Raw genomic sequence first — 23506 nt, forward strand, 5'->3', positions numbered from 1 at the left:
CTGCCCCTCCCCCCCCTGCTTCGCTTGAATGAGCCCCTGCCCTTGCGTACGATGACCTAGAACCAAGAAGCATCGCGGTCACGAACGTAAGCACCTTTGATCCCGAGAATCACAGGCCCGTCGGGCTGCTCCATATAGTTGCCCTCTTCGAACTCGCGTTCCTCCTCTTGTCTCTCCGCCACTGCGTGCAGTTGCCGGCGGATTCCTTCCATCGATATCAGGCGAATGGGTAGCAGCGTCGCCCTCGCATCCGGTCCCGCATCGCTGCCGCATCCGCGACACCGGAGTTGCTCAGGCCTGACACGCCGCTCATCGAAGGCGATGCGTATCGCCACCGGCCGGAAATCCTTCGGCCCGCAAGCGGCACAGCTAGCCCGACGCGCGCGCTGTGCAGTTTGCCACTCGCCCACTAGAGCCGCGATCAACCGGGCCCGCACGTTCCGGCGGAGCGGATGTACCGCCGCCACTATGAGTCCGAGCACCTCGAACGCAGGCGCATCCAAGCGATTGATCGCCGCATCGATACCGTGCCGATCGTCCTCGCATCGCAATTCTATCATGATGGGGGCGGTGCAGCGCAGGGTCATGGCGACATCTCCTCGTTCGCCCCCGTCAATGCTGCTGCGCGCTCGTTTGTCGCCGGAAGCGTACACGTAAGAGAAGTGCTCCCTTGCGCGCAACCGAAACCGGGATAACGGTACCGGCAGGTTCCGGCCCAACTCCACGCCATGGTCGACGCCGTGGAGGTAGAGCCGCCAAAGATGTCCACCCTCCCTGCCCATCGCCGCCTCAATCACCCGGTGTAAGAGGTCCAGCCGGACGACGTCAGACACGACGATCCATCGCCAAGGCGCCGGCCGCACATTCGGAAGTTGTACGCGCCGCCTGATCAGGTCAGATGCCTGCGGCGAAACTGCGCTACCGCGCGTCACGCGGCCCGGCGTTCTTCTGCGGCTTGCTCGTCAACTTCGGCGACATGAGCGTAGAGCATGAGCTTGCTTATGCCAATCAACCGATACGCCTCGCGTACCGTTTTGCCTCTGGCACGGTGCAGTTCGACCGCGTGACAGCACGTCGCGAGCGAGCGCCCACGCTGGCGCCTTCCCATAAGACCGCGCGCATGCGCATCGTCGAGCGCTGCGGTAAGGCCAGCGAGATCCCTCGCACCCAACTTCTTGTCCTCGAACGCCCTCTCGCAGCAGGCGCGGGCCAATGCATCGCGCTGAAAGTCGAGGTACTGGTCCTCGGCGGATATCCGGGCATAGCCGATGGGTAAGAAGCAGAATCCCGTTCTGTGCAAGAAAACCGTCACCCGACCATTCCGGTTGCCTTAGATGGAATGACTTGATTAACTTACTGCGACGCAGAACGCCAGCGACCTCTGAGTGTACCGGAAATGGGCAAATGTCCGCTCGTTTTCTACCCCCGCTTGCCGCAGTGTCTAGGTTGCGTTGACAAAAGGGATTCCCAACCCGGTGAAGTTCTGATTCAAGTCTGCCTTTTGGAAGGGCAGGCATGCTCGCCCGGCCGGAGATAACCGGCGCTATCTCAATGGAATGCTGCACGTCCTGCGGGTTGGCTGCCCCTGGCGCGACATGCATGAGCGGTATGGGAAGTGGAATTCGGTCTACGTCTGCTTCCGTCGTTGGGCCGAGCAAGGCGTCTGGGATGCCATGCTCCAAACGCTTGTCGATCTCGGCTTGACCGATGACTGGCAGCACATGATCGACAGCACCACGATCCGGGGCCGCGTGTCGGCCGCTGGCGCTAACGTATGGCCCGCCCCGTCGGCAAGCGGATTGTTTCGAATGATCTGAACAGTTTGCGAAAACGTATCCGGCCTTAGAGCCCGATTCAAAAGTGTCTCAAGCGTAGCAATATCTTGCGGTTCTGCGGATGAGCATGCGGATAGAAGCGATCGTGGCCCAGGCGGTAGACGAGGCGATGGTCGCCTCCCAGTCCTTTGCGAGGCGGCGGCACCGCCCCAGCCAGGCGAACGTGCGCTCGACGACCCAGCGGCGCGGGAGGACTTCGAAGCCCTCGGCCTTGTCGGAACGCTTGATGATCTCGATTACCCAATTCCCGACTTTGGCGAGTGCTCTCCTGAGCTTGTCTCCGGCGTAGCCACCATCGGCGAAGATATGGCGCAGCCAGGGGAAGCGCTGGCATATGCCTTTGAGCACGTCGACGGCGCCATCACGGTCCTGAATATCGGCGGTGTGCACGAGGATGGAGATCAGAAAACCGGAGGTGTCGGTCAGGATATGACGCTTGCGGCCTTTGACTTTCTTGCCCGCGTCATATCCACTCGGGCCGCCGCTTTCGGTCGTTTTCACGCTCTGGCTATCGATGATGCCCGCACTGGGAGAGGCTTCGCGCCCCTCGATCTCTCGCAGGTTCATGACCAGCAGCGTGTTCATCACCTCGAACAATCCCGCGTTACGCCAAGCGTAGAAATAGCGCCGAACCGTCGAGACCGGTGGAAAGCACTTGGGCAGCAGGCGCCAGGCACACCCGGCCGAAGCCAGATAGAGCAGCGCGTTGGCCACTTCGCGCATATTCGTGCTGCGCCGCCGACCGCCTTGCTTTGCCGGGGGAATGAACGGGGCCACCAGCGCCCACTCCTTATCCGTCATGTCGCTTGGATAACGCAGTCCCTTGCGGCTATGCTCCTCTCGAGCAATGCCAGTCCATGCCATTGATCACTCCATCTCTCGCAAGGACGGCGTGAATCATAACATGCTGGTATTGCTCAACAACTTTTGGATCGGGCTCTTATGGCATTATGCCGTTGGCCAAGATGGAGATCCGCGCGTCCAGGTCCTCATAAAGGGGCCGGCATCGAGTGCCATTTTGCGCCATAGGGTTCCCGGACACCGGTCAACTGTCAGGCCATCTTCTACTCACCTCCCGCAGACATCATCCAACTGATTTACGTTCAATCTGTCAGTGGGCGTGTAATTCTCCGCAAATGTGGGCTTTGAAAATTCCCTGATTGTTGGACCTGGTTCCCCAATGAGCCGGGGTTAACCCCGGCTCATTGGGGAACTCCAAATTCGGCGCGATGATCTCCTGCAGGAGGCAGCGCCCGATGATCCGACTTGGAGAAGCCATGATGATACTGGAGCTGAACCGGCAGGGGCTGTCGGTGACCGCCATCGCCCGTCGGACGGGCCGCGATCCCAAGACCGTTCGCAAATACATCGAGCGCGGCGTTGAGGTGCCCGCTTACGGCCCTCGTAAATTGGGACGACCATGCAAGATCGCTCCTTACATGGAATTCCTGCGTGAGCGGATTATGTTTGGTCCCAACATGTGATGGTGTAAAAGTATCCCCATCACAGCGGAGGGATTTATGGGCCAGGTTCTCCATGGCAGCGCCAAGACCACGCACGCCATTCGAGCAGAGCTACAGCGATCGCAAGCTTCGGTCGCGCACCTCGCCAAGAAGTACGGGATCAACGAGAAAACGGTCCTGAAGTGGCGCAAGCGGCAATCGGTGGAAGACTTGCCGATGGGACCGAGGGAGCGGCGCAGCACTGTGCTCTCCCCAATGGAGGAAGCCGCGATCGTGGCGCTGCGGGTGCAGGCCCGGCTGCCACTCGACGATGTTTACATCGCGCTCAAGGACGTGATCCCGCATCTGAGCCGCTCGTCGTTGCATCGCTGCCTGCAACGGCATGGGATCAGCCAGTTGCCCAAAGCCGATCGCGAGAAGCCGCAGAAGTTCAAGAACTACGAGATCGGCTACTTCCACATCGATATCGCCGAACTGCGTTATGAGGATGGCAAGGCCTACCTCTATGTCGCCGTGGACCGCACATCCAAGCTGGTCTTCGCACGCATCTATCGCAGAGCGACGAAGCTGGTCGCAGCCGGCTTCCTGAAAGCATTGATCAGGACGGTGCCCTACAAGATTCACACCATCCTCACCGACAACGGCGTGCAGTTCGCCCAGTTCGAGCGTGGCACCGGCCTGTCCTTCCCGCACATCTTCGGCCGCGTCTGTCAGGAAAACGGTATCGAGCACCGGCTAACCAAGCCCTATCATCCCTGGACCAACGGGCAGGCCGAACGCATGGTGCGAACCATCAAGGAGGCGACCGTCAAATCCTTCCATTACGCCTCGATCAACGAACTGCGACGGCACGTCCGTGACTGGCTGACCGCCTACAACTTCGCCAAGCAGCTCAAGGCGCTCAAGTTCCGAACGCCTTACGAAGCTGTCGAGGAACTCTGGAAATCAAAGCCTCACATCTTTATCGTCAAACCTAACCATCACATGTTGGGACTAAACACCTAGTATCCTGTCCCGCAAATAGCTTTACATAAAGTCGAAACAGGCGGAAGATTCGTTGTCCCGAGGGAGAACGAATTTGGCGGGTGTCGGTCGGCCGCAGGAACGGACGCTTTGCCTTAGAGCCCGCCCCGAAAGTTGTTGAGCAATACCAGCATGTTGTGATTCACGCCGTCCTGCGAGAGATGGAGTGATCAATGACATGGACTGGTATTGCCGGGCAGGAGCATAGCCGGAAAGGATTGCGCTATTCCAGTGATATGACGGACCGTGAGTGGTCTTTGGCGGAGCCGTTCATCCCGCCGGCCAAGCGCGGAGGTCGTCGTCGGACGACAGACATGCGCGAGGTGGTGAATGCCTTGCTTTACATAGCAGCAAGCGGTTGCGCCTGGAGGCTTCTGCCCAAATGCTTTCCGCCGGTCTCGACGGTGCAGCGCTATTTCTACGCTTGGCGCAACACCGGTTTGCTCGAGGCCATGAACACGGTGCTGGTGATGAACCTGCGCGAGATCGAAGGGCGCGAAGCCTCGCCGAGTGCCGGTGTGATCGACAGCCAGTCAGTGAAAACCACCGAAAGCGGCGGCCCTTGCGGGTATGACGCGGGCAAGAAGATCAAGGGCCGGAAGCGGCATATCCTGACCCTCACCTGCGGCTTTCTCATCTTCATCATGGTCCACACCGCCGACATCCAGGACCGCGACGGTGCCGTCGATGTCCTCAAGGCCGTGCGGAAGCGCTTCCCGTGGCTACGCCATGTTTTTGCCGATGGGGGCTATGCTGGCCACAAACTCAGTGCAGCCCTCGCCGGATCGGGAGTCTGGACGATCGAGATCATCAAGCGTTCAGACAAGGCAAAGGGCTTCCAGGTTCTCCCGCGGCGGTGGGTCGTTGAACGCACCTTTGCATGGCTTGGTCGATGCCGCCGCCTCGCCAAGGACTGGGAAACCACCATCGCATCCTCCACAGCATGGACAACGATAGCTTCCATCCGCATGCTCACCCGCAGAACTGCAAGGTATTGCTACGCTTGAGGAACTTCTGATACCAAGACTCTCTGATCATGACCCATGCGCCCATTTGCGCAAGCCGATGGACATGATGCGCCATGGCTGATCGATGAGGCGGTTCCAAGCGTGGCAGCAGTGATCGACGACGTTGTCGTAGGACGAGAAGATGCGGTTCGAGAGCCAATTGTCGCGCATGAACTGCCACACGTTCTCGACCGGATTGAGTTCGGGACATTTGGGCGGCAGCGGCAGGAGGGTGATGTTGGCAGGAATGTCGAGTTTTCCGGACATGTGCCACCCGGCCTGATCAAGCATGAGCACGGCGTGAGCGCCGGGTGCGACCTGGCTGCTGATTTCGGCGAGATGCAGGTCCATAGCCTCGCTGTTGCAACGAGGCATGACCAGCGCGGTGCCTTTGCCTTCTGCGGGACAGATTGCCCCAAAGATCCATGCCGAAGCCCGGCGCAGATCACGGGGCGCGACGGGTCTCGTGCCGCGCTTGGCCCAGCGTCGGGTTATCTGCGTCTTCTGCCCGATCCGGGCCTCATCTTGCCACCACAGCTCTATCGGCGTGCCTTTGGGCAGGTGCCTGTCGCGCGACATTCAGGGTGAGAAAGCGCGACAAACAAGATGAGAATCCTGCGTTCCGGGATTGGCGAAGGGCGTAGCCCGTAGCCGATGCCGGAACGCAGGAGGCGCGTTTTGAAGGGTGCCTGTGATGGTCGCGGCGGCCGCTATGCATTGGGTTTTCTTGGGAAGGAGGACCTGGCGTGTGGCGGGCCGACACATCAACGATCATCAGGTGAGACTTTTCATGACCCACAGACGTAACGATCCCGTCGCCCTGGCAGCGGCAAAGGCCGGTTTCAGCCCGGCGACCGGCTATCGGGTGCTGCAGGATGCGCGCCTGCCTTCCCAGCGACAGGCGCCGCGCGGCCGACGGCGCCCTGATCCGCTATCGGGCATTTTCGAGGAGGTTGTCGTGCCGATGCTGGAGGCCGCTCCCGGTCTTCGTCCTGTCGCGATCTTCGAGGAACTGCGCCGCCGGTACCCGGATACCGAGTTCGGCTCACGACGAACCCTGGAGAGGCGTATTCGCGACTGGCGCGCTCTGAACGGCCAGGATCGGGAAGTCATCTTCAGGCAGGTTCATGAGCCGGGGCGGCTCGGCATGTCCGATTTTACGTGCATGAACGATCTGGAGGTCGCCATCGCCGGGGCACCCTTGGACCACTTGCTCTATCACTTCCGCCTGCCTTGCGGCGGCTTTGAACATGGACACGTCATTCTGGGCGGCGAGAGTTTCGTCGCCCTAGCCGAAGGGCTGCAGAATGCGCTCTGGTCTGCCGGCGGAGCGCCCAGGCTCCACCGCACCGACAGCCTGTCGGCCGCCTTCCGCAATCTGGACGCCGATGCGAAGGCCGACCTGACCAGGCGCTATGACGCCCTATGCGCCCATTATGGAATGGAGCCGACGCGCAACAACACAGGCATTGCCCACGAGAACGGTGCGATCGAGAGCGCCCACGGTCATATCAAGGCTGCAGTGAAGGACGCGCTGTTACTGCGCGGAACCACGGACTTCATCGACCTTGCCGCTTATCGCCGCTTCATCGACGAAGTCGTGACCGCAAGGAACCGGCGCCACGGTCCCGGCATCGATGCTGAGCGCAAGGCGCTGCAATCCCTCCCGAACGCAAGGACTACCGATTACGAGGAAGTCCTTGTGACAGTGACGTCCTCGGGCGGCTTCACCCTGCGCAAGGTCTTCTACACGGTCCCCTCGCGCCTGATCGGTCATCGCCTGCGAGTGCGCCTTTACGACGACCGTCTCGATGTCTTCATCGGCGGCACAAGGCTCATGACCCTGCAGCGCGGCCGCGCCGGTGTGAACGGTAAGCACGGCCACGTTGTCGATTATCGCCATGTCATTCATTCCCTGCGCCGCAAGCCGATGGCGCTGCGTGGATTGGTCTATCGTGACAGCCTGTTCCCCCGCGCACCCTACCGCCTCATGTTCGAGCACTTGCTGGAAGCTGTGGGCGAGAAAGAAGCCTGCCGGATCATGGTTGAGCTTCTGGCCATGGCCCACGAGCGCGCCTGTGAGGCGGAGCTCGCCCATATCCTGGAGGAGGACCTGGCAATCCGCAGGACCCCATGCCTGTCGGCACTTCGGGGCCGCTTTAGCCCCGATCCCGCCACTTTGCCCGAAGTTGTGGTCGAGATGGTCTCGCTCTCGATCTACGACGGGCTGATCGAACAGGGAGAAGCGGCATGAGCACGGCTCCCATGATCGACGCACAGCGCCTGGGCCTGATGCTCAATGAACTGCGCTTGCCAACCATCAAGCATATCTGGGGAGATTTTGCGGCCCAGGCGGATAAGGAAGGATGGCCCGCGAGCCGGTTCCTTGCAGCTCTCGCCGAACACGAACTCGCCGAACGCGATCGCCGCCGGATCGGGCGTCATCTGGCTGAAGCCCACCTGCCGGCGGGCAAGACGTTGGACTGCTTTGCCTTCGAGGCCGTGCCGATGATCTCCAAGGCCCAGGTCATGGCCCTGTGCGCCGGCGATGGCTGGCTCGACCAAGGTTCCAATCTCATCCTGTTCGGCCCGCCAGGCGGCGGCAAAAGCCATCTGGCGGCGGCGATCGGCCTAGCATTGGTGGAAAATGGCTGGCGAGCACTGTTCACCCGCACCTCTGACCTCGTCCAACGTCTGCAGGTCGCTCGCCGCGAACTGACGCTGGAATCCGCAATCGCCAAGCTCGACAAGTATCATCTGCTCATTCTTGACGACTTCGCCTACGTCTCACGCGACCAGGCGGAGACCTCCGTCCTCTTCGAACTGATCAGTGCCCGATACGAGCGCAGATCCCTGCTTATCACCGCTAACCAGCCCTTCGGCGAATGGAACCGCGTCTTCCCGGACCCAGCAATGACGCTCGCTGCGGTCGACAGGCTCGTGCATCACGCCACGATCTTCGAGATGAACGTCGAAAGTTATCGCCGGCGCACGGCTCAGGCCCGCCGCACCGGGGCTGGACGTCCTGCCGCTTACACCACTCCAAAAGTCCTCGAGACCATCCGCGACAATCAGGATGAGAACGAGGTCCTTGCCAGCGACAATTAAAATCGGCACTGAATGACGCGCCGCGACAATCACATTCTCATCCTGATTGACGCGCAATCCTCATCCTGTTTGTCGCGCTACAGGTGCCTTCGGATTTGTGCCAGATGGGCGGGGAAGGCTTTTTAAAAACGGCAATATCTTCAGGGCGCTGCCCCTGATGGCGTGGCCGGGCCGAGAGCTTGCGATAGCCCATGGTCCGAAGTTCATGCCCCAGCGCCTGCTTGCTGATCGAGATTTCGAACTCCTCCCATAGCCATTGGACGAGGTCGATGATCCGCCAGCGAACCACACCATGAACAGCAGGAATAGGGCCCGCTTCGATGGTTTCAGCCAGCGCGCGTCGATGGCAGTCGTCGAGGATAGTATCCGGCCCCGGCGCCTTGCGGGTTTCCAGACCATCAGGGCCATGCGCGTTGAAGCGCAGCACCCAATCCCTGACAATCTGTAGCGTCACCCCGCCGACCTTGGCCGCGTCGCTCCGGCTACCGCCGTCCAGGATCGTCGCAATTGCCAGGAGACGCCGGACCTGGTCTGCATCCTTGGCGCGGCGAGCAAAGGCCCGAACCTGCCCTGGGCTGAAATCACCTCGAAGTCTGACCGGCGCTGCCATCGCAAAACTCCTACCGTTTGCGATGGTGAATCACGTCAGCGCAAACCCCGATACCCCCGATGAGTCAGATTCCACAGGTTTTGGTATGAGTCAGGCACTTAGTGATGGCGAGCGCGAAGAGTTGGAGCGGATCAGCCGTTCCCATTCCGCTCCGCACAGTGTGGTTCGTCGTGCGCAGATCATTCTGGCCTCAGCCGATGGCGAGACCAACACCGCAATTGCGCGCCGGCTCGGAACCACGAACCCAACGGTCTGCCACTGGCGCAAGCGATGGTTCGAATAGGGGCTCGTAGGACTTTACGGAGAAGCCCGGCCAGGGCGGCCGAGAACCCATGACGAAGAGAGGGTGGCGCAGTTGCTGCGCACGGTTCTCGAGAGCAAGCCTGCAGACGGTACGCATTGGACAGTTCGCTCCGCAGTGGCGGCCACGGGTCCGTCCAAGACCACAGTGGGGCGCATGTTGACGCTGTTCGGTGTTCAGCCGCATCGCTCGAAGAGCTTCAAGCTCTCAACCGATCCGCTGTTCGTCGAGAAGGTCAAGGACATCGTCGGGCTCTACCTCACCTGTGCGTTGACGAGAAAACGCAAATCCAGGCGCTGGAACGAACGCAGCCCGTGTTGCCGCTTGGTCTTGGATATCTCGAAGGCGTCACGCACGACTATGTCCGGCATGGTACCACGACCTTGTTCGCGGCCCTCGACATCGCGAATGGCCAGGTCCTCACCCAGTGCCGCGCCCGTCACCGGCACCAGGAATTCCTGGCTTTCCTCAAGCACATCGAGGCGAATGTCCCGCCTGACCTCGACGCTCATCTGGTGGTCGACAACTATGCCGCGCACAAGCATCCCAAAGTCCGCGCCTGGCTTGCTGCGCGACCGCGCTTCCATGTTCATTACACGCCGACTTATGCGTCTTGGCTGAACCAGGTCGAACGCTGGTTCGCGCTTCTCACCCAACGCCAGATCCGTCGCGCTTCTTTCGCCAGCGCCAAGGACCTCGTCGATAAAATCAACGCCTTCGTGCAGGCATACAACACCAAGGCGAAACCATTTGTCTGGACCGCCACAAGCGAAGCCATCCTCGAAAAGGTCGAACGCCTATGTAAAGCTATTTGCGGGACAGGACACTAGGAAGGCCCCAAACTCAACGTGTCGCGTGACCGGCGCCTTCAAACGCCGACTGCCGCAATCCGACCGATTTGCGCAATAAAACCCATACGAAGCAACTTTCCCGATGCCGGTCGGGCCGATGATCGCCAAGTTTTCGTGCGTAAATATCCATTCTCCAGCGAGATTCAGAGCCATTTCTTAGTAAAAATTAACAAACAATCAATCGATCCTTATAAAACTCAAGCTCCCGCTTCCAGAACCCGCCTCAATTTCAAGCATCTGACTGACACATGCCGCCGATATATTAAAATCCCGACTTTCTCTAGTGAGAGTGAACTTTCCTATTGTTTGGCGCCTTCCATCACGATCGAAACACGTTATCAAAAGAGTGAGATCTTCCGAAGGTGTCACTGCGCCACCCTCCGCTCTGACAAAGTGTTCTCCGGATGGTAACAGCACCATCCGCCTTGCAATCGGCTGACGAATTATTTCAGAATTAGAGAAATGCAAGATAGTCTCGCCACCTGCACGAGAAACTTCTTGGACGACGCCTAGCCCAACGGGGTAGCTCCAATCAAAGGGACCTACAAGTCCGTCAGTAGGCGTAAACAAGAGTGTTCCAAGACCACGAGTTACTACACCATTCGAAGTACCGCTGCACGCCGCTTGCCACAACGCGTCAACAACGTCTCCACGGCCTCTGCGGATCGCGCTAATTGCACGGACAGACAGCAACGAACAGTCGAGTTGCGCATGCTGGCGCCGCAGCGTATGGGCCAAGCTCCTTACCAACGAAGCATCAAGTGTGTCCGCCGACCAAAGCAGCAATGCATTGCTCCAGCCTGCCTCGGCGCGCAATTGCGCATTAAAGGCCCTTAGTCCTTCCTTGCGCGATAGCACAGCGCCACTCAAAACACGAAGCTCGTCGTTGTTCTCGCCCTTGCGCCAAAGTGCCAGGAGGCGCTGCGCGGCGATGTCCCAGTCGCCACCTTGGACGGCCAATTGAACAAGGGCCGCCTGAGTGAAACTGTCACGCCAGCCGCGTTCGGCCGCCACCATGACAGCAGCAAGCGCGGGCCGCTCACGACCCTCAGCCAGTTCACCCTGCGCGACCATCGCCATCCCTTCGGCCGGTATCGGACGGCGTGCCACCATCTCACGCGCCAGTTGCATGCCAGCAGCATCGTCTCCACGTGCAAAGTCACCACGCGCCAACACTTCGAGCGCAAACCCCCGAAACGGTGTAGGAACGTACTCCGCTAGCGATGCATTATGCCTAGCCTCGCGATCCGTTTCGAACCCCAACGCAGCAATCGCGACGGCCACCCACAGCGCGAACCAAACCAACTTGCGAATAACCGTCATGCACACGCGACCGTCTCTCAGTCCTCGGCCTGACCATAAGTGTAGTAGTTATCGTAATAGCTGTAGTTATCGCCCGAGTTCTTAGGATCGAAACGGTTGAGGACGACACCCAAGATCTTGGCATTGACCAGCTTGATGCGGCGCAGCGCCGACTTGACTGCACCGCGGTGGAACACCGAGGCGTCGATCACGAAGAGCACGCCATCCGCATGGTTGGCAAGCAGGGCCGCGTCCGACAGGCCCAGCAACGGCGGACTGTCGATGATCACCAAGTCATAGCGTGCACGCGCCTCCGCGATGAAGCGACTCACACCTTCGCCGCCCAACAGCAGTGCCGGATCTGGCGGCATCGGTAGTGCAGTCACATAGTTGAGGTTCTCGACATCCGTGGGAGCAACGATCTCATCGAAAGTCTTCTGGTTGGTGAGATAGTCGGACAATCCACGCTTGTTTCGCTCAGCCAGATAGCCGTGCAGGGTAGGACGACGAAGGTCGGCGTCTACCAGCAGGACGCGCTTGCCGAGGCGGGCCATATCGCGTGCGATAGTACGCGAAGCGGTCGATTTACCTTCACCTTCGCGCGAACTGGTCACCATCAGCAATTCTGGTAAACCGTTGGCAGTGGAATAGCGCAGATTGGTGACCAGCGTGCTGTAAGCCTCGCCTACGCCCGACCTACGATCCTCCAGCGCATCGTTGACGTCGCGCTTGGGTTCCAGCGGGATGAGGCCGAGTAACGGCAGCCCGACCTTCACCTCAACGTCTTCCGGCGAGCGGATTGATCCATCGAAGACCTCGCGCAACAGCACAGCAGCGGCAGCTACCAGCAACCCCACGATAAACGAAAGAGCGATGTTAAGGATCAGCTTGGGGGACGAGGGCTCGGTCGGCACCTCGGCGCGATCAACAAGCGTAATGTTGTTGACCGCCGCACCTGCGATTGCATTGATCTGATTGTAGCGCGATAGAAGCGTATCATAGAGCGCCCGGTTGGTATCGGCGATGCGCTTGAGCACCGAGTACTGGACCCCGCGATCCTGCTCGTTCAACGCTTCGTTACGCAGCGAATCGACCTTGGCCATAAGCGATTGTTCGCGCTCGCTGGCGGACTGGTAATCGAGATAAGACGAACGCTTGATCGATTCCGCAATCACCCCGATGCGTCGGTCGAACTCGGCAAGCTGCGCCTTCTTCGCCTTAACCTGCGACGAATCGTCGATGTAACGCGAACGGGCATCGGCCAGTTCCGCCTCGACGCGCGCCTTTTCGCCCACCAGCGACTGAACGGCCTGGTTGCTGTTCACTTCGCTGATCGACAGCGGCGGCGCCGACGAAATCGCCTGCCAGCGATCCTGTGCGGCAATCCGGTCCGCCGTTGCGCGCGAAGCCGCGTCGTTGAGCTGGACGAGCGTGCTTCCGGTCACCGAAAGCTCGGCTTCCGGTTTCGAGCTGTCCCCCTGGTTCGATACGCGGATCAGGCCAGCGGCACGGGCGTAACGATTGAGATCATGCTCGGATTGCGTCACTTTGGTGCGCGCTTCCTCAAGCTGATCGGCCAGGAACTTGCGCGCATAAGCGCTGCTCTCATACTTCTGGCGCAAGTTGCCGTCTATGTAGCGTTCGGCAAACATGTTGGCGAGATTCGCCGCATATTCGGGGCTGCGGCTCTTGACGGTGATTGCGATGATACGGCTGTTCATCGGTAGCTTGACCGAAAGCGCTTCCGTCAGCGCGTCAATCGCCACGTCCTTGCGCGCATTGGCGTAAGCTTTCTTCGCGAAACCTTCGCGGGCCAGATCGTCGTCCGAGGGCATATCAACGCCCATCGCGGAATAGAAAGCCGCATCCTCATGGAAGCGCCCGGCTTCCACCACGCTGCGGGCGAGCGAACGGCTTTGCAAGATTCCCAACTGAGTCTGCAGGAAACGATCGGTATCCCAGGCGGCACCGGCTCTCTGCAGATCACTACCTTCGATGATCTGATCGGCCTGATCTTCGACGAGGACCTGGGCCTGAGAATCATACTTCGGAGTAATCAGCATCGTCACGATAACGCCGAATACGACAACGCTCGCCACCGTTGCGGCGATCAGGAGTACATTTCGCCGAACTATCGCGATGACTTTCTTGAGAATCACTTCGAGGCTGGTATCGGCATCCCAACCGGCGAACTCACCTTCTTGCGAGCCCTCAGCAGATTGTAAGTCTTTCAAATTCAACCCCGCCATTCTTTCAAGCTCGATGACCTGTTGCATCGACAAGCGAACACTAGCTTGGCTCCGCTATCGCCAATCCGACACGTCAAAATTTAAGGCCAGCCAGCCAACCTTAACTACATTCTTCTCACAAGAACCCAACAACTTCTGTGCGCCGCCGCGAACGAACCGTCGTCGGCCCAGAATTGACAGGGCGGATGATCATGGCCAACATCAATCCAGCCACGCACAGGATCGCCTGACTGCGAAGCGGATAATCCAGAACCGACTGCATAAAGAGCATCACGAAAACAGCCCCTGGTGCCAAATCGATGATGCCACGACTGCTAACGGCCCGCAACATCGCCGAAACGATTACTGCCAACCATCCAATCAGCAGCGCGATACCGAAGACCCCCGATTCCAGCGTCAGTTCCAGATAATCATTATGGGCACGTCCAGCACGATGAGGCGCAAGATTTTCCAGCGATTCGTCAACCTGAAAAACCTCATCAAAGGTCCCCACCCCACTACCAACGGGCCAATAGCGACGGATTGCCGACCGCGTATCGCTCCAAATCGCTGGACGCTCGTCGTTGAGGTTCTCGAAACGCGCAAAGCTCTGCTGGACACGATCGACTTGCGCGCCCCCCCACACTACACAGCCTAAACCTAGACAACTCAACAGCATGGCCATCCCGAAGCGCTTTCGGCCGACGCGATGCGCCATGACAAAATAAATCCGCACCAACAGGCAAACGAATGGCACCACCCCGATCAGCATACCCGATCGCGAACGGGTGAGAAACAGACCGATCAGAAGCAACAAGCCGCAACCCCCAACCGAAAGCACAAGGCTCGGCCGCATCCGGACCTCCGGCAGCGCGCAAATCAGAGCCACCAGAGCGATGTCGAGGAACAAGGCGGCGGTATTATGGTTTGCAAACGTGCCCTGCAACTCCTGCGAACCGTAAGCCTCCGCAAAGAAAACGAACATCCGGTTCCCCGTAGCCAGTTGTGGCAATCCAATCAGCACACTGAGCGCACCAGCCATAGCGATCAATACTAGAAACTGGCGGCGGTGCTGCGCCGAGGAGTCACGCGCGAGTATGAGAATCGCCAGCGGCGGCAGCATCGCCAGGAACGCCACGGCCGTCCTACGCATGTCGAGCGAGAACGGGAACCATTCGTCCTGGCGCCCGATCAGTGTAAGCGACTGCTCCACCATCTCGCGGCCAGGCAGCGCCCGCCAGATCGACGGCGGCAGCGGTACGATCTGCAACAACGGCAGAAGCAAGGTCGCGACCACCAGCACCACAAAATACCGCGGCGAACTGCGCAGAAAATCGGCAAAAGCCGATGCATTCACCGCGATCAACGCGATGGCCGCAAGCTGGACAAGGAGATTGTAAAGGCCTGCACCGCCGCCGCCGCCGCCAAAGATGACGCCTACCAGGACAAGCGCCATGGCCTGCGCCACGCGACGCCCCTGCGCTTGCGACAACGCCCCCGCCAAGCCCGGAACGTGCCCGACTGCAGGACGGTTTTGCCTCCCACTAACAATTGGTGACCCGGACAGAGCTTCACCTCGAAAGTTGGAAAAATCGGCAGATCAGGGAGATCAGGTCGGAATCGCAACCATGACGGTTCCGACCTGATGTCTCATCAACACGCGAAGGAAAAAATCTTACTAAACCGATGAAGCAACCGGGCAAGACCCGCATGCACGTCAGAATAATAAAACACATGATTCGCTGAACGAATCCAAAGGCGTCATGTAAAAAGCCCTGCCCTCGAAAAATCGGGGGCAGGACCTTTCAGAAAGTCGAAGCGATCAGGCGCCGTTCGACTTGTTGTCGCTCTTGGTCGCCTCGACGACACCCCAGGTCGCGAGACCCAGAGCAATCGCGCCGAGAACGAACACGCCCGGAGCAGCCTTCTGCTTGGCCTGAACCGGAGCCGAGCTACGCACGCCAACGCCCGAAAGGGTTGCAGCCTTGGGCAGCGCAGCCGAAGCAGCGGTACCGGCCTGCGCGGCGATCGGGGCAAAAAGGAGACCGGCAGCAGCCACCACCGGCATGACATTCTTGAGCTTCATGAAACCTCCATGACGTTACGTACTATAGACTAATAGCACTTATTCCTATACCGCAGCGCACAATGCAACGCAATATAATACCGACATTATTCAAGACCCCGGCGAGTTTGGTCGCATTCTTGGCGCTCTTCGTCGCACCGGTCGCCGAAGCCGCCGAGGCCCATCCGTGGCCCGTCACGTTGCGCGAGCAGATGGCTCGAATCGCCGATATCGGCTTTCGCCTCGACCTTGCGGCAGCCCCGCTATGTCACTCTACAATGTCGGGAATCGGCCTCACTCTCGACCATATCGGCGCTTATCAAAAAAGCGATCAGGTCGCCGTCGCGCAATTGCTCGGAATGACCGATTCACCGCAGATTGCCGCCATCGCGAGCGGCAGCCCGGCGGATATGGCCGGCCTGCGCGTCGGTGACGATCTGCTAGCCATCGACGGCGCGTCCACAGATTCGCTTTTCGCGGATACGCAGAATCCATCTTTGTTTTCCGACGCCCTGGAAGAACGTCTCGGGGCGACACCGCCCGGTCGCGCAATTCATCTGCGCCTGCGCCGCGGCGGTCAGGAACGCGAAGCCACGGTGCACCCCATCCCGATCTGCAGCGCCCGCTTCCTGATAAAGACAAACAAGGGCATAGATGCCTTCAGCGACAGCAAAAATGTTGCTATTTCCAGTAGCCTGATCGAATTTTCGCAAAACGACGACGAATTGGCCCTCGTTGCCGGGCATGAATTGGGACACGTCGTCAATCAGGATGCTGACGCAAGGGGACTGAACGACCGCCGCCGCATGGAAGATCGTGCCGACCTGCTCGGCGCCGGACTGGCCCGCTGCGCGGGCTATGCCCCTGCCCGCGGGGTCGAATTCTGGTTGCGCTACAATGCCCAGGACTGGCTGCGCCTGTTCCGATCCCCCAGTCATCGATCGCCGAAATCACGAGTAAAATTGATGCGCGAGTATGCCCTGAACGGCCCCTGTCCTCCGACCGTCGGACTTGTCGGACAGGTCGCCGGTAACGGGCGCTGACAGCTTGGCAGCCCTCGGCAAGATGTCTAGTCAGGGTATCCGACAAGTTCGGAAGCCGAATTGGACGCTCCCTCACATCTTTATCAACCGGGCACACCGTGGCTGCCCGGTTCCGAAAATCCGCTTACGGTCATGGAGACACCCGAAAGTGCACAGTTCACCTAAGTCCCTCGGCCTCGCCGTGCTGCTCGCCGGCACATTCATGTCAGGCTGCACGTCAACAACGCACAATCCGAACCTCCCCCGGGGCGCGGCAGCCTACGAGGTCATTCCCCCAACGGTCAGCCAACCGAGCACTTACAGCATCGTGCCGGCCGATACCCTGCAAGTGCGTGTTGTCGGCGAACCCGATCTTTCGGTCGAAAAGGCCCTGGTCGATGATGCCGGCTTCATCCACGTGCCCGTGGCCGGGGAAATCAAGGCAGCCGGGCGAAGCGCGCCCGAAGTCGCCAACGACATCACCGAGCGACTGCGCCGCAAGTACATGCGCGATCCGCAAGTCGCCGTTTCGGTCGATGAACTGGCACTGCGCTACGTCTCGGTGGAAGGCGAGGTCAACAAGCCAGGCGTCTATGAACTGTCGAAGAATGCCACATTGCTTTCGGCGATCGCGCGAGCAGAAAGTCCGCTGGTCACGGCCAAGCTCGACGAAGTGGTGATTTTCCGCACGATCAACGGCCAGCGCATGGCCGCACGCTTCAACCTCAAGGACATCCGCACCGGCGTCGCGCCCGATCCCGTCATTCTGGATGGCGACGTCGTGATGATCGGCAACTCCGTCATCAAGGGCCTGTGGCAGGACTTCCTGAAGGCCGCGCCAGTGTTCAACGCCTTTGCGGTCATCAGCCGCAACTAAATCCAGGTGCGATCACCTTCTGCTTCGGACAGCGCGAAAGGCCACAGTCCTGAGGCCGTTGATCCGAAGACGTGAGACCGTTGATCCGATGCGTTCGGATCAACGGTTCCGCCTCCCCTACCCGGGCGGCGCCCTATTGTGCCAGCAGGCGCTCGTCCTTCAGATGCCCGCGTAATCGCGATACCACTCGACGAACCGCGGCACTCCGATTTCGATGGGCGTGGACGGCACATAGCCAGTGTCGTGCGTGAGCGCGGCAATGTCCGCAAACGTGGCATGAACGTCGCCCGGCTGCATCGGCAGCAGATCAAGCACGGCCTTCACGCCGCAGGCCTCCTCCAGCACTTCGATCAGCCGCATCAGATGCTCGCTGCGGTTGTTGCCGATGTTGTAAAGCGCATGCGGCTTGACGCTGCCGCCAGCCTTGGGCGCTCCGTCATCGACGGGAGGCCGGTCGAGACACGCCAAAACCCCGGCCACGATGTCATCGATATAGGTGAAGTCCCGATACATCTCGCCGTTGTTGAAGACCTCGATCGGACGCGCGGACAGCATGCGCTCGGTAAACTTCCAAAGCGCCATGTCGGGCCGCCCCCAGGGGCCGTAGACCGTAAAGAAGCGAAGCCCCGTCAAGGGGATACGGAACAGGTGAGCATATGTCTCGCTCATCAGTTCATCGGCCTTCTTGGTGGCCGCATAGAGCGAAACCGGATGATCGACCCGGTCCTCGACCGCAAAGGGCAGCTTTTCATTGCCACCGTAAACCGAACTCGAACTGGCATAGACCATGTGCTCGACCTTTCGGGCGCGGGCGATCTCCAGCATGTTGACGTGGCCGGCCAGGTTGGAGGCCACGTAGGCCTGCGGGTTTTCCAGCGAGTAGCGCACGCCCGCCTGCGCGCCGAGATGAACGATCCGGTCGAAGCGATGCGGCTCAAGCGCCCTCGCCAGCGGGTCCATGTCGGCAAAATCGAGCGGGAGGAACGTGAACAGGTTACCGTGACGGGCGTGCAACCGGTCGCGCCGCGCTTCCTTGAGCGAGACCGCATAGTAATCGTTCATCGAATCGATGCCGATCACCGGGATTCCCCGCGCCATCAGGGCGTCGGCGACCGCCGCCCCGATAAAACCCGCGGCGCCGGTCACGATCGTCGGATAGTGGGACAAACTCGAATACTCCGGTCAGGTTCAGTCGCAGGCCGATCGCTTTTGCGCCAAGCGCCTCGGGGCAGCAAGACCATGCGACTTCGATACGCGATTGCGGCATGCGACGGCAGAAATAGAAGCCGCCAGTCGTGAATAAACATTACGATTTCATGGCTATTGGCGCAGGCTTGAAGTATTTGACGCGGCGCAGCACGTTGCCATACCGCAATGATCGGTACTCGTGGAAACCGGCGCGCGGACATCGGCCGCAAGATGCCGACAGGAACGAACGGAGAAATATGAGCAGCAAGCTTCCCGTCCTCGTCACCGGTGGCGCCGGCTATATCGGCAGCCACGCGGTGCTCGCACTCAAGGACGCCGGCTGGCCGGTCACCGTCATCGACAATCTGGTCACCGGCTTCCGCTTCGCCGTGCCCGAAGGTGTCGCGCTCTATGAAGGCGATATCGAGGACAGCGCGCTGCTTGCACGCATATTCGCGGAACAGGGAATCCAGGCGATCATGCATTTCGCGGGCTCGGTCGTTGTCCCGGAATCGGTCGAGAACCCGCTGAAATATTATTACAACAATACGGCCAAGAGCCGCAGCCTGATCGAAGCGGCAGTCAAGGCCGGGGTGCCGCATTTCATCTTCAGCTCGACCGCGGCAACCTATGGCATACCCGAAGTCTCGCCGGTGCAAGAGGACAGTCCAAAGCTTCCGATCAATCCCTACGGCATGTCCAAGCTGATGACCGAAATCATGCTGGGCGATGTCTCCCGCGCCCATCCGCTCAACTTCTGCGCACTGCGCTACTTCAACGTGGCCGGCGCCGATCCGCAGGCGCGCACCGGCCAGTCCACCGCCGGCGCCACGCATCTCATCAAGGTCGCCGTCGAGGCCGCGCTGGGCAAGCGCAGCCATGTCTCGGTGTTCGGCACCGATTTCGACACGCCCGACGGAACCGGCGTGCGTGACTACATCCATGTCTCCGACCTTGCCGCCGCGCACGTGCTGGCGCTTGAGGCCCTGATCGCCGAGCCCACCCGGTCACTGACGATGAATTGCGGCTACGGCCGCGGCTTCTCCGTGCTTGACGTGCTCGACGCGGTGGACCGCGTCACCAACCTCCAGATCGAGCGCCGCATCGAAGGGCGCCGCGCCGGCGATCCCGATGCACTGATCTCGGACAACAGCCGGATCAAGGCCACCCTGCCCTGGCAGCCGCGCTACGCCGACCTGCCAACCATCGTCGAGCATGCCCTCGCCTGGGAACGCAAGTTGAGCGAGATTCGCGCAGAGCCCGCCTGAAACGGCCCGCCTCAGCGAATGAACAAAAGCGCGTGGCCGGACCCAAGTCCGACCACGCGCTTTTGTTTTCGTTCCATCGCACCCTCCGGCGGCGCCATGCCGCCAGAGGGATCTATACCAAGCTGCGTGGAGCTTGAGCTCATCGCAGGTTGGTTAAACCCGCGCGGCGCCTGAGCGTACCAAGCTGCTGATGCGTCAGCATCACGGCAGCTTGGAATTCATCAGAACGCGACACTGAGCGAGGCGCGCAGCGAATAGGACGTGTTGGTGCTCGACTGTTCGGTCCGGGCCGCGATCTTCCACGTGAAGTCGTAGCCGCCCGCCAGCACCGCGGCTTCACCGATCCACGCGCCCTTGAGGCTTTCCGGCGTGATCGTGAAGCTCTCGCCCGCATCGTAGCTGTCGCCGCCGTTGAAATAGGCGGTCGTGCTGCCGAGGTTGCCGGCCAAGATCTCGCGGCGTCCAGCCTCGAACTGGAAGGTCAGCGGGTGCCAGTCGGGCGAGATCGAACCCAGCGAGTACGAGGCGGTCAGCGTCGGCGTGACAGTGGTCTCCTTGCTGGTCCGGCTCGCGACGGTCAGCGCCATGGCATCGCTGTCGGCGGTTTCGCTGTAGCCGTTTTCCTTCAGCCAGTACTGCTCCAGTTCCAGCTTGGGCTTGAGGAACAGGCGGCGCGACATCTGGAACTTGTACGAAGCCCCGGCGAGGCCGGAGAGCAGCCAGCCGTTCCACTTGCCATCGGCATCATACGTGAAATCGGTATCGTCGATGGTGCCAGTATAGGTGCGCGTCGAATCGATCGAGATGCGCGAGGCCCCCAGACGGGCCCAGGCCATCAGCGGGCCCGAGGCGGTGCGCCAGAACACGCCAAAGTCGTGCTGGCCGACATCGAGATTTCCGCTGCCGCCGTTGTCCTTCACATTGCCCTGAAGCCAGGCATAGGACACGCCCACGTAACCGATATCGAGGTGCCGCTCGAACCCGGCCGAGATGCCCCAGCCGCTGCTCTTGTAGCCAGCGGTGCTGCCCGCATCCTTGCTGTTGCGCCAGTAGAGCGGCTCCAGCCAGCCGCCGACGTCCGAGATATCGAACATCGTCGTCTCGTCGGAAAGGTGGCGTGCGACAAGACGGTCGGCAGTGGTGACCGCATCGAAGATGCCACCCGCATGGTCGGGCAGCAGCGCCGAAACCTGCTTCTGCAGAGTCGCCGAATCCTCGACCTGCAACAGGCTCTCGGTGATCTCGTCGTCGTTCTGGGCCGTCTGGTAGATGGCGTTCCAGCCTGACGCCTCGCTCTTGGTCAGGCCGAGTTCGTCGGTCGTCTTGCGCTCGATGGTCAGGTAGATGTTGTTGGCATCGCTCGTGACATCGCCGTTGTAGATGAACGGCAGGTCGGTGTCGGTCGAATCGAGCGAGCCTTCCACGTTGAGGTTGTCGGCGGTGAGGACCGTGTAGGTTCCCTCGGCGGTGCCGAGATCGGACACCGTCGCGGTGACCTTGGCGCCATCTTCCAGCGTTGCATTGGTCACGGTGAAGAGCGAGCTCTTGCCGTCCTCCACATAGACGCCGAGCGATCCGCCGGACGCCACCGTCAGCGTACCGAAGCTGCTGGTATCGGTATCGTTGGCCGTCAGCTTGGCGCCGCTGTTGACGGTCACGGCAAGGTTGTCGGCATCCGAGAAGGTGCCCGAATAGACCGACGAATCCGAAAGCGTCAGCGTGCCGGTCTCGCCGGCAAAGTCCATGTTGCCGGTGAACGTGGACGTCCCCGCGAGCGAAGCCGTCGCCGTTCCGGTGCCGAAGTAGAGGTCACCGGTATAGGCCGCATTGCCCGAGAGCGAGAAAGTATCGTCGCCTGCACCGAAGTAGGTGTCGCCGATGATGGTGCCGGTCGATGCGCTCAGCGTATCGTTACCCGAGCCCAGGAGAATGTTGCCCTTGATGCTGGCGTAGACCGTCGGGTCGGTATCGGTGTCGTTGTCCTCGAGATACTCCGCACTGGTCTCGGCGTCGTCGTCGTTGAGGTACTGGTTGACCGTTACGCCGGTGGTGTTGGCTGACAGGTCGATCGCGGTCAGCGTGTCGGTGCTCGAACCGGTGGCCGAAATGTAGCCGGTGTTGTTGATCGTCGTCAGCGTGCCGGACAAGTCGCGGATCGCGGTCGCGACACCTTCGCCCGGGGAGGAGATCACCGCCGCGATCGTGCCCGAGTTGTACAGGCTGGTGACCGAACTGCCCTCGTTGATGAGCAGCGCGGTGGCTTCCGAATCGTAGGTGGTGGCGCTCAGGGTACCGGTCACGCCGATGCCGTCGGTGAAAGTGACGTTGCCCCCCTGGCCGCCGATCACCACCCCGTAGGCATTCGTCTTGGAATAGTACGAATTGGCGCTTACGGTCCCGTCGATCGCCAGCGAATACGTGCCCGAATTGCTGGAAACCCCGCCGATCGTGATATCGCTGGTTCCGCCGATCTGGATCGCCGGCGAAGTTCCGTAGGACGTGATCGAACCGGTGCCGGTGTCATCGTCATCATCGTCGGGATCGGGCGCCGTCACGTAGATGCCGCCATCCACGTTGCCGTTGATCTCCACCGCTGCCGCGCCCGTTCGCAGCGCGGCGCGGGAAAGCACGAGGGTGTCGCCGTCGTCATCGGTGAAGGACGTGGCCTGGGAAACGGCGCCCTCGATGATCACCGAGCCCGAAACATCGCCATTGACGACCAGGTCCTGCGCTCCTGCCCCCACCACGGTGACGGTACCGTCGAGGGTTATGTCGCCGTCGACCGCCTGCGTCGAGATGCCGACCGAATTGTCACCGAGCACCTTGATGGTCCCGGTATTGGTGATGTTGCCGACATAGTCCGAATCGACCACGATGCCGCCCGAGTTCAACCCTTCGACCGTGATCACCCCGGCATTGCTGATGGAGCCGCTGGTGGTCGCCCCCGAAAGCACATGAATGCCGTAACGGTTGCTTGCCGATGCAATGGCGCCGTCCGCGTAACCGTCGCTGTTGTCGTCGTCCGGAACGAAGTCTTCCTTGACGGCGATGGTCGCATCCTCGCCCACCGTCACGGTCGAGGTGGTGCCGGCATTGACGGCGATGCCGGTCGCACCGTCCGCGCCACCCAGCGCGAGCCCGCCTTCGACGTCCACGGCATTGTTGCTGTCGACGGTGATGGCATTACCGCTGGACAGCGTGATCGTGCCGGCGTCGGTGACGGTGACGTCGCCTGCGGTAGAGGTCACTTGCGCCGTGGTCGTGTCGGTCTTGACAGTGGTGGCGGCAAGGGTCGGGCTGGTGACGAGAGCCAGCACCAGCGCCCCCAGGCTGGTCGATGAATGAAGCGAATTCATAA

The 23506-nt window shown here is 60.6% G+C and carries 17 protein-coding genes and 4 pseudogenes; 10 read left to right on the forward strand and 11 right to left on the reverse strand.

Annotated elements, in window-relative coordinates:
* Positions 1–56: 56 nt before the first annotated feature.
* Both CA833_RS03330 and CA833_RS27275 read right to left on the reverse strand, forming a co-directional pair.
* Positions 57–932: a hypothetical protein gene (locus tag CA833_RS03330; protein ID WP_207079243.1), complete on the reverse strand. Its 876-nt coding sequence runs from the start codon at positions 930–932 to the stop codon at positions 57–59.
* Positions 929–1312: a recombinase family protein gene (locus tag CA833_RS27275; RefSeq protein WP_207079244.1), complete on the reverse strand. Its 384-nt coding sequence runs from the start codon at positions 1310–1312 to the stop codon at positions 929–931. The genes CA833_RS03330 and CA833_RS27275 overlap by 4 nt, the downstream gene beginning before the upstream one ends.
* Positions 1313–1523: 211 nt before the next feature.
* On the opposite strand from CA833_RS27275, the pseudogene CA833_RS03340 reads away from it, so the two are divergent.
* Positions 1524–1817, forward strand: a pseudogene (locus CA833_RS03340) (transposase); the annotation flags it as partial.
* A gap of 48 nt (positions 1818–1865) precedes the next feature.
* Here CA833_RS03340 and CA833_RS03345 read toward each other — a convergent pair.
* Positions 1866–2699, reverse strand: a complete 834-nt coding sequence (locus tag CA833_RS03345; protein ID WP_142632654.1) for an IS5 family transposase — start codon at positions 2697–2699, stop codon at positions 1866–1868.
* A gap of 392 nt (positions 2700–3091) precedes the next feature.
* Here CA833_RS03345 and CA833_RS03350 point away from each other — a divergent pair.
* The 3 genes and pseudogenes from CA833_RS03350 to CA833_RS03360 form a co-directional block, all read left to right on the forward strand.
* Positions 3092–3316: pseudogene (locus CA833_RS03350) on the forward strand (helix-turn-helix domain-containing protein); the annotation flags it as partial.
* A 39-nt stretch (positions 3317–3355) separates the two neighbouring features.
* Positions 3356–4303, forward strand: coding sequence for an IS481 family transposase (locus CA833_RS03355; RefSeq protein WP_142632503.1), 948 nt, complete (start codon positions 3356–3358; stop codon positions 4301–4303).
* Positions 4304–4494: 191 nt separating this feature from the next.
* Complete coding sequence (locus tag CA833_RS03360; protein WP_207079245.1) at positions 4495–5328, forward strand: IS5 family transposase; 834 nt, start codon at positions 4495–4497, stop codon at positions 5326–5328.
* A 27-nt stretch (positions 5329–5355) separates the two neighbouring features.
* Here CA833_RS03360 and CA833_RS03365 read toward each other — a convergent pair.
* A pseudogene (locus tag CA833_RS03365) lies at positions 5356–5880 on the reverse strand (IS630 family transposase); the annotation flags it as partial.
* 160 nt (positions 5881–6040) lie between these two features.
* Between CA833_RS03365 and istA the strand changes: the two are divergent.
* Both istA and istB read left to right on the forward strand, forming a co-directional pair.
* Positions 6041–7582: an IS21 family transposase gene (gene istA, locus CA833_RS03370; protein ID WP_370584490.1), complete on the forward strand. Its 1542-nt coding sequence runs from the start codon at positions 6041–6043 to the stop codon at positions 7580–7582.
* Positions 7579–8436 (forward strand): IS21-like element helper ATPase IstB, encoded by an 858-nt coding sequence (istB, locus tag CA833_RS03375; RefSeq protein WP_207077822.1) that lies wholly within the window; start codon positions 7579–7581, stop codon positions 8434–8436. Before istA ends, istB begins: the two co-directional genes overlap by 4 nt.
* A 37-nt stretch (positions 8437–8473) precedes the next feature.
* On the opposite strand, the gene CA833_RS03380 is transcribed toward istB, so the two are convergent.
* Entirely contained in the window at positions 8474–9046 is a 573-nt protein-coding gene (locus CA833_RS03380) for a winged helix-turn-helix domain-containing protein (protein ID WP_207079246.1), read from the reverse strand.
* Positions 9047–9131: 85 nt separating this feature from the next.
* Between CA833_RS03380 and CA833_RS03385 the strand changes: the two are divergent.
* Positions 9132–10177: pseudogene (locus CA833_RS03385) on the forward strand (IS630 family transposase).
* A 198-nt stretch (positions 10178–10375) separates the two neighbouring features.
* Here the strand turns inward: CA833_RS03385 and CA833_RS03390 are convergent.
* From CA833_RS03390 to CA833_RS03405, 4 genes are all read right to left on the reverse strand, one after another.
* Entirely contained in the window at positions 10376–11521 is a 1146-nt protein-coding gene (locus CA833_RS03390) for a hypothetical protein (protein ID WP_207079247.1), read from the reverse strand.
* Positions 11522–11538: 17 nt separating this feature from the next.
* Positions 11539–13776 (reverse strand): polysaccharide biosynthesis tyrosine autokinase, encoded by a 2238-nt coding sequence (locus CA833_RS03395; RefSeq protein WP_207079248.1) that lies wholly within the window; start codon positions 13774–13776, stop codon positions 11539–11541.
* A gap of 88 nt (positions 13777–13864) precedes the next feature.
* A complete protein-coding gene (locus tag CA833_RS03400) occupies positions 13865–15196 on the reverse strand; it encodes an O-antigen ligase (protein WP_207079249.1) in 1332 nt (443 codons plus the stop codon).
* 354 nt (positions 15197–15550) lie between these two features.
* Positions 15551–15814: a hypothetical protein gene (locus tag CA833_RS03405; protein WP_207079250.1), complete on the reverse strand. Its 264-nt coding sequence runs from the start codon at positions 15812–15814 to the stop codon at positions 15551–15553.
* A 62-nt stretch (positions 15815–15876) separates the two neighbouring features.
* Between CA833_RS03405 and CA833_RS03410 the strand changes: the two genes are divergently transcribed.
* Positions 15877–16836 carry a M48 family metallopeptidase gene (locus CA833_RS03410; RefSeq protein ID WP_207079251.1) on the forward strand — a complete coding sequence of 320 codons (960 nt, stop codon included), beginning with the start codon at positions 15877–15879 and terminating at the stop codon, positions 16834–16836.
* Between the two features lie 148 nt (positions 16837–16984).
* Positions 16985–17692: a polysaccharide biosynthesis/export family protein gene (locus CA833_RS03415; RefSeq protein WP_185928673.1), complete on the forward strand. Its 708-nt coding sequence runs from the start codon at positions 16985–16987 to the stop codon at positions 17690–17692.
* A 159-nt stretch (positions 17693–17851) separates the two neighbouring features.
* Here CA833_RS03415 and CA833_RS03420 read toward each other — a convergent pair whose 3' ends face one another.
* Entirely contained in the window at positions 17852–18859 is a 1008-nt protein-coding gene (locus CA833_RS03420; protein ID WP_255535864.1) for an NAD-dependent epimerase/dehydratase family protein, read from the reverse strand.
* A gap of 278 nt (positions 18860–19137) precedes the next feature.
* Between CA833_RS03420 and galE the strand changes: the two genes are divergently transcribed.
* A complete protein-coding gene (gene galE / locus CA833_RS03425) occupies positions 19138–20148 on the forward strand; it encodes a UDP-glucose 4-epimerase GalE (protein ID WP_207079252.1) in 1011 nt (336 codons plus the stop codon).
* Between the two features lie 221 nt (positions 20149–20369).
* Here galE and CA833_RS03430 read toward each other — a convergent pair whose 3' ends face one another.
* Positions 20370–23504, reverse strand: coding sequence for an autotransporter domain-containing protein (locus CA833_RS03430; RefSeq protein WP_207079254.1), 3135 nt, complete (start codon positions 23502–23504; stop codon positions 20370–20372).
* Positions 23505–23506 lie beyond the last annotated feature (2 nt).

It is taken from the genome of Novosphingobium sp. KA1 (genome assembly GCF_017309955.1).
Taxonomy (GTDB): domain Bacteria; phylum Pseudomonadota; class Alphaproteobacteria; order Sphingomonadales; family Sphingomonadaceae; genus Novosphingobium.